At 41.0% G+C, this 13,666-nt stretch carries 12 protein-coding genes; 10 read left to right on the plus strand and 2 right to left on the minus strand.

The annotated features are described in order from the left end of the window. The first annotated feature begins 128 nt into the window (after positions 1 to 128). From OCV39_RS08660 to OCV39_RS08670, 3 genes are all read left to right on the plus strand, one after another. Positions 129 to 2,090, plus strand: a complete 1,962-nt coding sequence (locus tag OCV39_RS08660; RefSeq protein WP_261888301.1) for an ATP-binding protein — start codon at positions 129 to 131, stop codon at positions 2,088 to 2,090. A 10-nt stretch (positions 2,091 to 2,100) separates the two neighbouring features. After that, positions 2,101 to 2,598: a response regulator gene (locus tag OCV39_RS08665; RefSeq protein WP_136993805.1), complete on the plus strand. Its 498-nt coding sequence runs from the start codon at positions 2,101 to 2,103 to the stop codon at positions 2,596 to 2,598. A 176-nt stretch (positions 2,599 to 2,774) separates the two neighbouring features. Then, a complete protein-coding gene (locus tag OCV39_RS08670) occupies positions 2,775 to 3,317 on the plus strand; it encodes a hypothetical protein (protein WP_261888302.1) in 543 nt (180 codons plus the stop codon). 136 nt (positions 3,318 to 3,453) lie between these two features. Here the strand turns inward: OCV39_RS08670 and OCV39_RS08675 are convergent, their stop codons facing one another. Further along, the gene (locus tag OCV39_RS08675; protein WP_261888303.1) at positions 3,454 to 4,035 is read right to left on the minus strand and encodes a TfoX/Sxy family DNA transformation protein; all 582 of its coding nucleotides are present in this window, start codon (positions 4,033 to 4,035) and stop codon (positions 3,454 to 3,456) included. Positions 4,036 to 4,412: 377 nt separating this feature from the next. On the opposite strand from OCV39_RS08675, the gene OCV39_RS08680 reads away from it, so the two are divergent. The 5 genes from OCV39_RS08680 to OCV39_RS08700 all read left to right on the plus strand — a co-directional run bounded on the left by OCV39_RS08680 (position 4,413) and on the right by OCV39_RS08700 (position 9,804). Then, on the plus strand, positions 4,413 to 5,333 hold the full coding sequence (locus OCV39_RS08680) for an HDOD domain-containing protein (protein ID WP_136993804.1): 921 nt from the start codon (positions 4,413 to 4,415) through the stop codon (positions 5,331 to 5,333). A 27-nt stretch (positions 5,334 to 5,360) separates the two neighbouring features. Continuing rightward, the gene (locus OCV39_RS08685; RefSeq protein WP_261888304.1) at positions 5,361 to 6,266 is read left to right on the plus strand and encodes a lysine exporter LysO family protein; all 906 of its coding nucleotides are present in this window, start codon (positions 5,361 to 5,363) and stop codon (positions 6,264 to 6,266) included. A 74-nt stretch (positions 6,267 to 6,340) separates the two neighbouring features. Further along, positions 6,341 to 6,853, plus strand: a complete 513-nt coding sequence (locus OCV39_RS08690) for a hypothetical protein (protein WP_261888305.1) — start codon at positions 6,341 to 6,343, stop codon at positions 6,851 to 6,853. A 128-nt stretch (positions 6,854 to 6,981) separates the two neighbouring features. Then, positions 6,982 to 8,625 carry a pyridoxal-dependent aspartate 1-decarboxylase PanP gene (gene panP, locus OCV39_RS08695; protein ID WP_261888306.1) on the plus strand — a complete coding sequence of 548 codons (1,644 nt, stop codon included), beginning with the start codon at positions 6,982 to 6,984 and terminating at the stop codon, positions 8,623 to 8,625. A 324-nt stretch (positions 8,626 to 8,949) separates the two neighbouring features. Then, positions 8,950 to 9,804, plus strand: a complete 855-nt coding sequence (locus OCV39_RS08700) for a MurR/RpiR family transcriptional regulator (protein ID WP_261888307.1) — start codon at positions 8,950 to 8,952, stop codon at positions 9,802 to 9,804. Between the two features lie 138 nt (positions 9,805 to 9,942). Here OCV39_RS08700 and OCV39_RS08705 read toward each other — a convergent pair whose 3' ends face one another. Further along, positions 9,943 to 11,172 carry an iron-containing alcohol dehydrogenase gene (locus tag OCV39_RS08705; RefSeq protein ID WP_261888308.1) on the minus strand — a complete coding sequence of 410 codons (1,230 nt, stop codon included), beginning with the start codon at positions 11,170 to 11,172 and terminating at the stop codon, positions 9,943 to 9,945. Positions 11,173 to 11,503: 331 nt separating this feature from the next. Between OCV39_RS08705 and OCV39_RS08710 the strand changes: the two genes are divergently transcribed. Next, positions 11,504 to 11,770, plus strand: coding sequence for a GrxA family glutaredoxin (locus OCV39_RS08710; protein WP_017054538.1), 267 nt, complete (start codon positions 11,504 to 11,506; stop codon positions 11,768 to 11,770). A gap of 186 nt (positions 11,771 to 11,956) precedes the next feature. Next, positions 11,957 to 13,639, plus strand: coding sequence for an aspartate:alanine antiporter (locus tag OCV39_RS08715; protein ID WP_017054539.1), 1,683 nt, complete (start codon positions 11,957 to 11,959; stop codon positions 13,637 to 13,639). The last annotated feature ends 27 nt before the right edge of the window (positions 13,640 to 13,666 follow it).

Below are 13,666 nucleotides of genomic sequence, written 5' to 3' on the forward strand. Positions count from 1 at the left end.
GTATTGTTTTATTGCTGTTTTCAGAGACTATTTTTAATACTTAGCTCTCAATCAATAATTTCGTTTATTGCTACATTGCCAGTATATATTTGTAAAATTATTGCTGTGTTAATTATGTGGGGTATAGAGTGAACCGTTATGCTGTTTTATGTTTAGACAATAACCCTATCAGCATCGAACAGATTCGTTCGGAGCTGGCCTCATTTGCTCATCGCTTCGATATCCACACCGCAGATACCATCGAAGAAGCAGAGCAGACCCTCACCTACCTTAAAGAACAACAGCAATCGGTCGCACTGGTCATTGCAAGCCACCATACTCAGTTCAATGGCGTTGATTTTCTCATTCAACTGGATAAATCAACTCATACGCAGCAAGCTCGTAAGGTTCTTGTCAGTTGCAGTAGTGACATTCAAGCAATTCTATCTGCGGTCAATGAAGGACGTTTGGATCACTGCCTAACGAAACCGCTGCAAGACAAGGTGCTTTACAAAACCGCGCAAAAAGAGCTGACAACGTTTATTTTGTCACACGAAAAAGAGGATTTACTTCACTATAGCCAAGTCTTAGACCAACAGAAAATATTAAGGACTCACATTGAAAACAAAATGCAATCTTATCGAGCGGGTTTCATTCATGATTTTCATAATTTATCCGATAGTGAGTTAGCCGAACAGGTTATTGGTGCCTTAGGTCTATTTTTCGAACAACAAGATGAACACCATGCATGCCGAACTTATTCTCCCGATCACCTACTGACAAAAGAAGGTGAAGAGAACCGATTCCTGTGGTTTATCACTGAAGGCGAAGTGGCACTATATAAGAAAGATGACTTAGGCGTGCAGCGCGAGGTAGTTCGACACTCAAAAGGCAACCTTGTCGGTGGTATGTCTTTTGTTACTGGCGAAAACTCATTTTCTACAGCCATTACGCTGACAAAAACTCAAGTGATTAAACTCGAACGTGATGTATTCGCTCAAGTGATGCACTCCGACAGTAGTTTGTTACCATTATTTACTAATCTACTACTTAGGCATTTCAACCGTAGGCTTCAACGCAGCATCAACACTAAATTAGAGTTGCAAAAAACACTGGAATCGTTGGAGTCCGCTCATCAACAATTAATCGAACGTGAAAAAATGGCCATGCTTGGTCAGCTTGTTGCTGGGGTTGCCCACGAATTAAATAACCCTGTCGCGGCGATTTTGCGAGGAGCGGAGACGTTAGCGAAGAATATTGATGAGTTAGTTAAATTAGAATCAAGCCAAGATATACACATCAAAGGCGCCGAAGTGCTCAATCAAGCGATGCTGTCACACCCCATGTCCACTTCCCAAGTCAGAGAACAAGCTAAGCAGATACAGGAACGAGTGGGCGATCGTCTTATTGCCAAAAAATTAGTCCAGCTGAAATTAGATCAAGACGAAGACTTCGTGCAATCTTTGAGCAACAAAAATGCCCAGAGTATTAGTTCCCTCAACCAACTAGAAAAGTACCACCTTACTGGTTCAACGTTACGCTCTGTTCATGTCTGTGCTCAACGTATTGCGGATATGGTCAAGAGTTTGAAGGGCTATGCACGGCCTGATGATGAAACCAACCATACCGTTGATATCCATGAAGGTATAGAAGACACTTTAGTGATATTCGAAAACCGCCTCAAAATGCATACCCTTATAAAAGAGTATCAAAATATCGCTCCGGTTTTTTGCCAACCCATCGCTTTACAGCAGGTATGGACGAATTTAATCTCTAATGCGATCGATGCATTCCCCGAGAATGGCATACTTGAGATATCAACTGAGCAGTGCGCCAGAAATGGGAACCACTACGTTACTGTCAACTTTAAAGATAACGGCAGTGGGATCCCTGAAGAGCAGAAGAGAAAAATTTTTGAATTAAACTACACGACAAAAAAAGAAGGAAACTTTGGGCTCGGTATTGGTCTATCCGTTTGCCAACAAATTCTCACCGCACACAAAGGGTGGATCGAAGTCGATTCCGTTCCTAATCAGTACACTCATATGAAAGTTTGGTTACCAGTCGATCAACGGCTCATCGCCAGTAATAATCCATCGAAATCAGAGTAAGGAGTAAGCCATGAATAAATATCTTATTTTATGTGTCGATGATGAAAGAGAAGTTCTAGACAGTGTGTTACAAGATCTTGCTCCATTCGAAGATAGCTTTGTTGTGGAAGGTGCTGAATCTGTTTCTGAAGCTCGTAATGTTATCCAAGAAATGTCCGACGAAGGTATTAAGCTTGCTCTTATTTTGTGTGACCACATCATGCCAGAGCAGACAGGCATCAGCTTCTTGATCGAGCTGAACCAAAATAAGCAGACCAAAAATGCGCGTAAAATTTTACTCACTGGGCAAGCTGGTCTCGAAGATACGATTGAAGCGGTTAACCACTCATGCTTAGACTTCTATATCGCCAAACCATGGTACGGAGATAAACTTCGAGAAACATTAATCGAGCAGTTAACTGATTACATGATCAAGCATGATGATAATCTAATGTCTTGGGCATCGGCTTTAAACACTGAAAAGATATTTAATGCTATTGCTGAAAATCGCATTAACTTTGGAGAATAGTGACATTATTAGGGTAAGTGGCACTTTATTTGCTAGTTTTTTGAGTAAACGACAAAACAATGACATTTTTTATGATGACCTTTTCTTTTTATGCATTAAAATGTCAGGTAATAATTTGACGATTTAGAGATTAGCTTTAAATCAAAGATTTAACTCGATAAAGGTTTACCGTTATTATGCGCAAAACATTACTTGCAGCAGCATTGTTGCTGGCATCAAACCACGCTCTTGCACAAGAAGATCCAAACCAATCAATGAGCAACTTTAGCTATGATTACTTAGAAGCTCGTATTGGCGCAAGCCCTGTTACATTCGGTGCCGCTATGAGTAAATCTGTGCACCCAAATGCTCACGTTATTGGCCGTATCGATTCTGAATTTGACGGTGACTTTGATTCCGCTGTTGGTTTCGGCTTTCATGCTCCAATCAACAATTGGGCTGATATGACCGGCTCTATGTTAATGCGCGTTGCACAGCCAAGTGATAAAAGCAGTGCAGATGTTGGCATGGAGTTAAACCTAGGAGTGCGTCAATGGCTTGGTCCACAACTTGAAGTTGGTGGCAGTGGTGGTTACGTATCTATTGATGATAACGATGATTGGATTGCTTCAGCTTACGTTAGGTTCCATTCAACAGAATTGTTCTCTGTTGGCGCAGAAGCTCGAATTAATGATTTCTACGGCGACCAAGCGATGTTCACAACACGCTTTAAGTTTTAAATAACGACAAAGTTTTAAATAACGACAAGCTTTACATCGTTATTGATTTAAACAGCGTGTTTGCCATATACAATTGTTATAAAAAAACCGAGGAAGTGTCCTCGGTTTTTTTTCGTCGATTTTTTGTCTACTGATCTTATTCGCAAAACTCTAATAACTGGCGTTTTCTTGGCTCTTGAATCAACTTCCAATGAATTCCGTCAATGGCCCCTGCAAATTTCCATAGCAATTTGATATCAACATCATTCCCATACGCTTTTTTAACTTTACGAAAGACGTCAGAAGCACCCAATTCCATAAATGTAGAAACATCATCGACACCGGCCTTTTTCACCATTCTTTCAAGGGTTAATTGCATGTTAGGGAGATCTCGAAGACGACGGCTCGCGGATGATTTTTGGTAATTTCTTTGCCTAACGGAGTAATTAATAGACTCTTCAACGATTGAATGTAGCTCACGATGATCCGCTGTAAATAAGTGAGTAATGTCATAATAGTTTACTGTTGCGGTCGTCTGTTTTTTAACATGGCGATACTTCTCGCAACCTAGCACTTTCAGTTTTTCGTCGAGTTCATGGCCACCACGGATAAAGATAGAGTCATTACTGATGAGTGCGTACATCGCCTCATCCATAAAGAGGCCGATACCACCAAACATAGAACGTTTTTGGGAAGTACCAAACTGCTCTATATAATTATAAAAATTGTGCCCTGTCATATCTATTGATCCTTAATCTGAATTACCCCGATTAGTTATGATCACCAGATAGCAGCTTGTAATTTTCGCGAAAAATTTTATAAATCAATTAGTTGTATAATAATTATTATTTAGCATAGATGCTATTATGGGTACCAATGATACTTAACAAAACAAATTAAGTCTGGTCACAGCTCACATCAAACAAATCTCAACGGCCTATAAATGTGATAACAAGCACATTACATATTAAATCAATGCAGTGTTTCTCTAACACGATACAAAAAAAACACCATCCTAATTATTGATACAATACTTAATTTGCTTCTCATTCTATTGCGTTAAACCAAGCGTTAAAGGTACACTGTGTTCATATAAAGCCTTCGGTACTTTTCTCTATGGAACACCTCTCTTTTTACTGGTTACCGCACAATGAATCACAGCTTCTTAAAGGGTTAGAAACTGAATTTGCTCAGCTTGTCGAGCAATCCATTAGTTCAGGAAAGATATCTCTTCCTCCAATCCCAGATGTGGTCTTAAAAATCCAACAATTATGTACTTTTGAAGCGACAGGTATTTCAGAAATTGCAGAGTGTTTGCTGGAAGACCCAGGGTTAACTGCGGTTGTAATTCGTATCGCTAATTCTGTTGTTTTTAACCGCCGTAATATCACTTGCCATGACTTGATGACTGCGGTATCTCGACTAGGCATCTTACGAGTAAGAGATATCGTTACCGCCCAAGCGATTGAACAGCTCAAGCATAGCGTCAATCTCACCAACGAATGCAGCGCGATTCTATCTCAAAGTGCTCATGTTTCTCGCGAACTCGGGGCAACGATGGTACTAGTAACCAACGAATTCAAACGCCGAGCTCCTGATCAACATTCGAATTTAGAACACGAGAAAGCACTACTGGTTGGGCTTCTTGCGGATATTGGCCTATTTTGCTTGGTTAATGAGTACCATCACTATTTAGAAAATGGCAATTATTTGGATCAAGACCTTGCGATGCAGATCTTCCAAAGTCGATGTGCTATTACTAGCAAACAGGTGCTAAAACGTTGGGGCTTCGACGTTGATTTTATTGAAGTCGCATCAAATGAACCTTCTTCTGCCGAGCACTCCAATGTCTCTTACCTCGATATCGCTCGAATATCTAATCATTTATTGATGTTTAGAAGTGAAGATGAAAATATTGATGAACATGAAGTTGAATTCGATCTCGTTGGGGCTGAAATACTTTATGAATTAAGCAATTTAAGCGAAGAAGTTTTCAGATCTAAGATTCAGGATGTAATCAACACAAGCGGCTTCTAAATAAACAACAAGGATGGTTAATCAACAATGTTTACAGGGATGATTTTCATTTTTGCCCCACTGGTGGTGGGGTATCTATTTTCCATATCAAAACAGTCAGTGTTAAATGTCATCAATAAAGCTACTTCATATTTAGTATATGTCATTCTAGCTTTGATGGGATTAAGCCTTGCTGCACTTGATAATCTCAGTGAAAATTTACAAGTCATTTTACAGTTCACAGGAACTTTCTTTATCTGCTTAAGCGTATGTAACTTGGCAGGGCTTCCTCTGATCGACAAATTAATGCCTATCCAAACAGACCAATCCAATACTAAGTTGCCACTATCAAGTATGGCACTAGAATCACTTAAACTTATTCTTGTTGTCGGTAGCGGTCTCATCATAGGGTTATTGCTTCCAATCGACCTATCTTGGGTAGACACCGCGAGTGAGTGGATCTTGTTTATTTTACTGTTTTTTATTGGCATTCAATTAAGAAACAGTGGCTTAACGTTACGACAAATTCTGCTCAACAAACACGGAATGGTCATTGCTCTTGTGGTTGTCGGAACTTCGATGATTGGAGGTATTATCGCCTCATTCATTCTGGACATTCCAATGGCTCGTGGTCTAGCAATGGCATCCGGTTTTGGTTGGTATTCACTCGCAGGTATTTTAATGGGTGATGCTTTTGGCCCGGTTTATGGTGGGGCCTCCTTTATGATTGAACTACTTAGAGAACTTGTCTCTTTAGTACTTATCCCTCTATTTATTCGTAGCGCACCATGCACCTCTATCGGCTATGCTGGGGCGACAGCGATGGACTTTACCTTACCCGTGATCCAAACAACTGGCGGCGTCAGATGTGTTCCGATAGCCATCGTAAGTGGTTTTATTTTAAGTATTTTAGTCCCAATAATGATGTTGTTCTTTGTTTCACTTGCTAGCTAGATCGCATGAATTTGTATTCAGATCTATTACAATACGCAAAAAATAATAATCAAAATAATTCAAAAGGAATCACTATGAAACGCTTTATTATCGGAATGCTTCTCGCCTCCTCTTCAACCATAAGTCTAGCTTCTGATACTCAATGCTTAACTGGAAAATATGACGCTTATATTGATGCTTCGCTAACTTGGTATCAAGATCTTGTCGACTTAACATCAGCTCAATATCCAGATCTAAATGAAGTCGGAGAATGGTTTTTAGAGGGACGTAAACATCACTTCGAACTTAATCGTGCAGCCGTTCATTACTACCTTAAAAATGATTCGAGTAAAGTCGCGACTGAACAACCAATTGAAGCTTGGTTGCAATTAGAGCAGAAAGATATCAAAGAGTTAGCTTCTAATGACAATGCACTAGGCAAGATTGCGACTTCAACTTTCAATGACCGCCAATCAACTCCGCACGATAAAAACTATGAGTTAAGATCCGCTTTTGCTGACCTTCTTAGCCACCCAAAAAACATTGATAGTGCGTTAAACAAGTACAATCAAGCGATCAAAACCGTCGAAAATACAGTATGTAAATAGGCTATCATCCTCTTTACCACATCATTTGCTGGAAAATTCGTTTTCATAATTAAGACGGGACATTGTTCCCGTTTTCGTTTAAATTATCTCGCTCGCGCTTTTAAATAATAGAAAAATAACTAGCTGCTATGGTATCGGAACAAAAAACTGTTGACGTAAATTTCGAAAGCTTACTTCGAATTTTCACTGTCCCAGAAGGACCTGATTCAACGTTAACTCAAATCGAAGAAAAACTTTCCCAAAATCTTAATCAATTCTTACGTGAACATATCGTCGCGGAAGAGAAGCCATTACTCGAAATCGAGAAAGATTTTTCTAATGCTCATATCCCAGAGCAACCTGAGTTTGTCTCTGAACATACTGAACACTTGCTAGATTCTCTCGTCGCGCATTCTGTACATACTGCATCTCCAAGTTTTATTGGGCACATGACCTCTGCTCTGCCCTATTTCTTAATGCCGCTATCTAAGATCATGATTGCGCTAAACCAAAACTTGGTAAAAATCGAAACCTCTAAAGCTTTCACTCCTCTTGAACGCCAAGTTCTGGGTATGCTTCATCGTCTTATCTATCAGCAAGAAGATAAGTTTTATTCTCGATGGATGCACAGTTCGAATCACTCATTAGGTGCGTTTTGTTCTGGTGGCACCATTGCGAACATCACCGCTCTTTGGGTTGCACGTAACAATGCTTTACGAGCGGAAGGTTCATTCAAAGGTGTCGAAAAAGAGGGCTTATTCCGTGCAATGAAACACTATGGCTATGAAGGTTTAGCCATCTTAGTTTCAGAACGTGGTCACTACTCGCTTAAAAAAGCGGCCGATGTTCTTGGGATTGGCCAAGATAGTCTTATTGCGATCAAGACCGATCACCACAACCGAATTTGTCCACAAGCACTGGATGAAAAAATGAGCGAGCTAAAGGCTAATAAGATATTGCCATTTGCTACCATTGGTGTCGCGGGCACAACAGAAACCGGCAATATTGACCCGTTGAAAGAAATGGCTGCTATATGTAGAAAACATGACTGCCATTTCCATGTTGATGCCGCTTGGGGTGGCGCAACGTTAATGTCGAATTCTCATCGTTCGCTGCTTGATGGCATCGAAGAGGCGGACTCAGTCACCATTGACGCTCACAAACAGCTTTATATTCCAATGGGTGCAGGAATGGTGCTGTTTAAAGATCCTGACGCAATGATGGCTATCGAACATCACGCTCAGTATATTCTTAGAAAAGGCTCTAAAGATTTAGGCAGTCATACTCTTGAAGGCTCACGTTCAGGTATGGCAATGCTTGTTTATGCCAGCATGCATATTATCGGGCGACCGGGTTACGAACTTTTAATTAATGAAAGTATTGAAAAAGCCCAATATTTCGCAGAGCTTATTCAACAGCAACAAGATTTTGAGTTAGTTTCTCAGCCTGAGCTGTGCTTACTGACCTACCGCTATCTTCCTCAAGACGTAAAACAAGCCTTGTTGATTGCGGATAAAGGAAGTAAGAAAAAGCTCAACAACTTGATCAATGAGCTGACCAAGTTCGTTCAGAAGAAGCAGCGTGAGACTGGAAAATCATTTGTGTCCAGAACTCAACTCAATCCTGAGCAATGGGATGAGCTCAATACCATCGTATTTAGAGTGGTATTGGCAAACCCATTAACCACCCACGACATTCTTCAATCGGTTCTTGTTGAACAGAGACAAATCGCCTCTTTAGCACCTAAATTAATGGCTAAAATTCAGCAATTAACGCAAGAAATCCTCGCTTAATAGCAATTTGAAATTACACCAAAATGAAAATTTATTTCGTTTTGGTGTAACAAATACATCAGCCTCGTGCTAGAAAAGCCTATTTTTTTCCACTTAGCCTCCAATTCTGTAGTTTTCCCAAAATATTGTTTGAGGTTTGTCATATTCTAGCCAATTGGTTTCGACTTTTGTTATAGGCTAAGCACAGTTACGTTTATACTATTTTTATGGTGCTGGTTTGCTCTTGTCATTAAATATTCACCTAGCTCTGCTAGTGATGATAACTTCTGATTCAGAAGTAATGGCAAAAACCAGCAAGTTGTTCTCTACGCCCTCGTGAACACTATGAATACATTAGAAAAAATACAAAAAAATCTAGAAAATTTTAGCAAATCTGAGCGAAAAGTAGCTGAAGTTATCATGGCGTCGCCCCAAACAGCAATCCACTCTAGTATTGCGACACTAGCCAAAATGGCTGATGTCAGTGAACCTACAGTTAACCGATTCTGTCGTCGTCTTGATACTAAAGGTTTCCCAGACTTTAAATTGCACCTTGCACAAAGCCTTGCGAATGGAACGCCTTATGTAAACCGTAACGTTGAAGAAGATGACGGTCCTGATGCTTACACGCATAAGATCTTTGAATCGACAATGGCGTGTTTAGATGTAGCGAAAAATAGCATCGACTCTATGCAGATAAATCGTGCTATGGATTTGCTCACTCAAGCTAAACGAATTTCATTCTTTGGTCTTGGAGCTTCTTCTGCTGTTGCAAAAGATGCACAGAATAAGTTCATTCGCTTCAATATCCCAATCACTTGTTTTGAAGATATTGTCATGCAACGTATGAGCTGCATAAATTGCAGTGATAACGATGTGATTGTCCTTATCTCTCATACTGGTCGTACGAAAAGCCAAGTTGAAGTTGCGAATCTCGCTCGTGAAAACGGTGCAACTGTCATTGCTATTACAGCAAAAGATTCACCTCTTGATAAAGCGAGCTCACTGTCTATTTCACTTGATGTACCTGAAGATACTGACGTTTATATGCCAATGGCAAGCCGTGTAGTACAGATGACGGTCATTGATGTGCTAGCGACAGGTTTTACTCTTCGTCGTGGATCTGGTTTTCGTGACAACTTAAAGCGAGTTAAAGATTCTCTTAAAGATTCTCGCTACGATAAGATGTCGCAATTTTAAGATTCCAATGACTAACACAAGCGAGTCTCAACATATTAGTATGTTCAATAATATGTCGAGACTCACTTTTTTATCTTTGCACTGTACGCCTACAATTTATCTATCTCCAAGCCGTTAGCCTCCAGCTCCCTGATAGCACTATTTCTCAGCCTGCAATATAGAATCAATCACTTTCACATTTGCTTGCGTGACTGAGTCTTGCGTTTCACAAACACACACCGATCCACAAACTTGATTTAAAATGTGTATTAGCCTCTCTTCATTTAAAGGTAATGGGTTTCCTTTAATCGCAACCGACTGTAATGCGTCTTGCGCGACTTGTTCAAAAGAGGTACTGCAAACACCGAATTCGGAAAGGTGAGGCAGTGCTAATTTATCCAGAACCATTTGCACCCAAAGCACACTGTCCTCAATATGAGCGTTGGTTCGCCCAGTGACTATCTGTGCGATTCTTTTATATCGATTTAAGATATCACTACGCCCTGCCGCTTTTGCCTCATTGATATTTTCACTCATAACAAACGGTGCCAAACGCCCACTGATCACGCTATGTGGTGCATTAAGCTTTCCACCAAGAGCGGAGGCTAACCCATGAGCAGCACCGAGTTTTGCATTGGTAATGGCCATCCCTCCTAGCATTGCTGCAAAAGAGAGGTCAGCTCGAGCTTTATGATCATCTTGTTTGCAGGCCGCAATAATCGACGGGCTTAATCGACGAAGTCCCTCTTCACACACCATGTCGGTGAGCGGGTTTGGGTCCCCGCATACGTACGCCTCCATCAGATGAGTAAATGCATCCATTGCACCTCTTCCTGAGGTGTACGCATCAGTTCCATATGTAAGCGTAGGATCAACAATAGCGACATCAGCCAACATATCAGGGCTGCGCAGACTCACTTTCACTCGATCTTGACCTGACTTCAATACTGCATTTTTTGTCACTTCAGACCCTGAGCTTGCTGTGGTGGGGATGGCAATAAGCGGAATTGGCTTCGTTTTTAATGGTACATTTCGCCCAACGACTTCTACGTAATCATAAACATCCCCTTGATTTGGAATAACAGCCGCCAACGCCTTACCCATATCAATAACACTACCGCCTCCGATAGCGACCACCATATCGGGCTGAAATTTTCGCCCCGATACCGCCGTTTCCTCAACCATTGTAATATTGGGTTCACCATTGATGGCGACATGTTGATAACGCATTGATTGATTTTTAAGGTATTGGATTATGGGGGAGGAACGCTCAGGCTCTTGACCCGTGACGAGTAAGACGCTGTAGCCAAATTGATTCAGTATCGATAGCGAGGACTGTAACGCCCCCTCACCAAAAATTATCCGAGTTGACGTCATAAATTGAAACATGCGATATCCTTATGCTTACCTAATTTCGTCGTTGATAGACAATTTAGGTTCAAATTCGATTCGATGGACTCAGTACAGATTGCGCTTTAAATACGCATAAATATTTGATTTGGTGCAATTTGCAGATAAGAATCCCGATGCATTGCCTGTTTTTTGCACCGTATCACAATTGAGATGAGACGTTTCAAGTCAAGCTCACGATTTCTGTAACCACCGTTTTGCTCACGAAATCGCCTGATAGGTTTTACCTATTGAAACAACAGGTAAATCTGTCTTTATTTCCTTTGGCTATTGAGGCATAGTTGCTTTCAAGAAAATAAAGGAGAGAGTTATGTTTGTTGTTATCTTTGGTCGCCCTGCTTGTCCATTCTGTGTTCGTGCAAAAGAGCATGCTGAAACGTTAAAAGCGAAACGTGATGATTTCAACTATCGCTATGTTGATATCCATGCCGAAGGCATCAGCAAAGCTGATCTTGAAAAAACAGTTGGTAAGCCAGTTGAAACTGTTCCTCAAATCTTTGTAGATCAAGACCATATCGGTGGTTGTACAGAATTTGAAGCATACGCTAAAGAGCACCTTGGTCTATTTGACGAGTAATCGCTCAACCACAGTATCTAAAATAACCCGCTATTGATAGGCGGGTTTTTTATATCCACTGTTTTCGTTATGTTATGTCAGCTAATAGCAAAAGATAAAAAATATCACTTATCATTTTTTTATTATTCGCTACAATTCCCCACTCTTAAATACCTTTTATAAATCAAGTTTAACTGAGCTAACGCTGTGAATATAGACGTAGTACTACTACTAGAGCAAAACCCCATCCTTTTAATTTTCGTTGTCCTTGCTATTGGCCTTGCCTTTGGAAAAATCCGCTTTGGAAGTTTGCAATTAGGTAACTCGATTGGCGTGCTAATCACTTCACTTGTTATGGGTCACCTTGGTTTCTCATTTAACTCGGAAGCTCTCACTATCGGCTTCATGCTCTTCATCTATTGCGTTGGTATTGAAGCTGGCCCCAACTTCTTCGGCATCTTTTTTCGCGATGGTAAGCATTACCTTATTCTCAGCCTCGTGGTGTTAGTCTCCGCTGTCTCTTTGACCTACTTCTGTAGCCATTATTTGGGGCTTGATTTCGGTTTAGCTGCCGGGATGATGGCAGGTGCACTGACTGCAACACCCGTTTTAGTCGGTGCTCAGGATGCATTAAATTCCGGACTGGCGAATATTCCGCGAAATATGGATATCGGACTGATACTTGAGAGTATTTCAGTCGGTTACGCTATGGCGTATTTGGTTGGCTTAATCAGCATGATAATGTTTGCTAAATTACTGCCTAAGCTTCAAAAAGAGAATTTGCACGATTCAGCTCAACAAATCGCAAAAGAGCGCGGTCTTGGAGGCGGAAGTCAGCGTAAGGTCTACTTACCTATTATTCGAGCCTATCGCGTTGGGCAAGAGCTGATTGATTGGACTGATGGCAAAAACCTACGTGAGCTTGGTATCTACCGACAAACAGGTTGTTACATTGAACGAATTCGTCGTAATGGCATTCTTGCCCATCCTGATGGGGATGCTATTTTACAAGAAGGTGATGAAATAGCATTAGTGGGTTTTCCAGATAGTCATGCTCGCCTAGATCCTAGTTTCAGAAACGGCAAGGAAGTTTTCGATCGAAATTTACTCGATTTGCGCGTGGTTGAAGAAGAGATCGTAGTTAAAAGTGACAGTATCGCAGGTAAGCGCCTTTCGGATCTCAACCTGTCAGAGTATGGGTGTTTTTTAAACCTTGTAACGCGGGCTCAAATCGAAATGCCGATGGATTTGGACATCGTTCTCGCTAAAGGTGATGTCCTACAAATTAGTGGTGAAAAGAGCCGAGTTCACGGTCTAGCGGAAAAAATTGGTTTCATTTCTATACATAGCCAAATGGCTGATTTACTTGCATTCTGTAGCTTCTTTATTTTAGGCCTACTCTTCGGGTTAGTCACAATGACCTTTGGGCAGGTCTCGTTCAGCTTAGGTAACGCAGTAGGGTTATTACTTGCCGGTATTACCCTTGGATTCTTAAGAGCCAATCACCCTACTTTTGGTTATGTCCCGCAAGGTGCATTGAACATGGTTAAAGACCTTGGCTTAATGTTCTTTATGGTGGGGATCGGTTTAAGTGCCGGTGGGAATATGTTCGAGCATTTAACCCAAGTTGGACCTCAAGTTATTGGCTTATCACTCATCGTGAGTGTGGTTCCCGTGATGCTCGCGTATTTAGTCGGGGCGTATGTTTTAAAAATGAACAGAGCCATGTTGTTCGGTGCCATTATTGGAGCAAGGACGTGTGCGCCAGCAATGGATGTCGTTAATGAGTACGCAAAATCGACCATTCCTGCATTGGGCTACGCAGGCACTTATGCTATCGCCAATATATTGATGACTTTAGCAGGAACGTTCTTAATTATTCTTAGCTAAAAGTCAAAACGGTCAGATAACAAAAAG

This window comes from Vibrio cortegadensis (assembly GCF_024347395.1).
Lineage (GTDB): Bacteria > Pseudomonadota > Gammaproteobacteria > Enterobacterales > Vibrionaceae > Vibrio > Vibrio cortegadensis.

Coding starts and splice junctions, on each gene's coding strand:
- OCV39_RS08665 (WP_136993805.1), top strand. CDS start 2,101: ATGAATAAATATCTTATTTTATGTGTCGATGATGAAAGAGAAGTTCTA.
- OCV39_RS08670 (WP_261888302.1), top strand. CDS start 2,775: ATGCGCAAAACATTACTTGCAGCAGCATTGTTGCTGGCATCAAACCAC.
- OCV39_RS08675 (WP_261888303.1), bottom strand. CDS start 4,035: ATGACAGGGCACAATTTTTATAATTATATAGAGCAGTTTGGTACTTCC.
- OCV39_RS08680 (WP_136993804.1), top strand. CDS start 4,413: ATGGAACACCTCTCTTTTTACTGGTTACCGCACAATGAATCACAGCTT.
- OCV39_RS08685 (WP_261888304.1), top strand. CDS start 5,361: ATGTTTACAGGGATGATTTTCATTTTTGCCCCACTGGTGGTGGGGTAT.
- OCV39_RS08690 (WP_261888305.1), top strand. CDS start 6,341: ATGAAACGCTTTATTATCGGAATGCTTCTCGCCTCCTCTTCAACCATA.
- panP (WP_261888306.1), top strand. CDS start 6,982: ATGGTATCGGAACAAAAAACTGTTGACGTAAATTTCGAAAGCTTACTT.
- OCV39_RS08700 (WP_261888307.1), top strand. CDS start 8,950: ATGAATACATTAGAAAAAATACAAAAAAATCTAGAAAATTTTAGCAAA.
- OCV39_RS08705 (WP_261888308.1), bottom strand. CDS start 11,172: ATGTTTCAATTTATGACGTCAACTCGGATAATTTTTGGTGAGGGGGCG.
- OCV39_RS08710 (WP_017054538.1), top strand. CDS start 11,504: ATGTTTGTTGTTATCTTTGGTCGCCCTGCTTGTCCATTCTGTGTTCGT.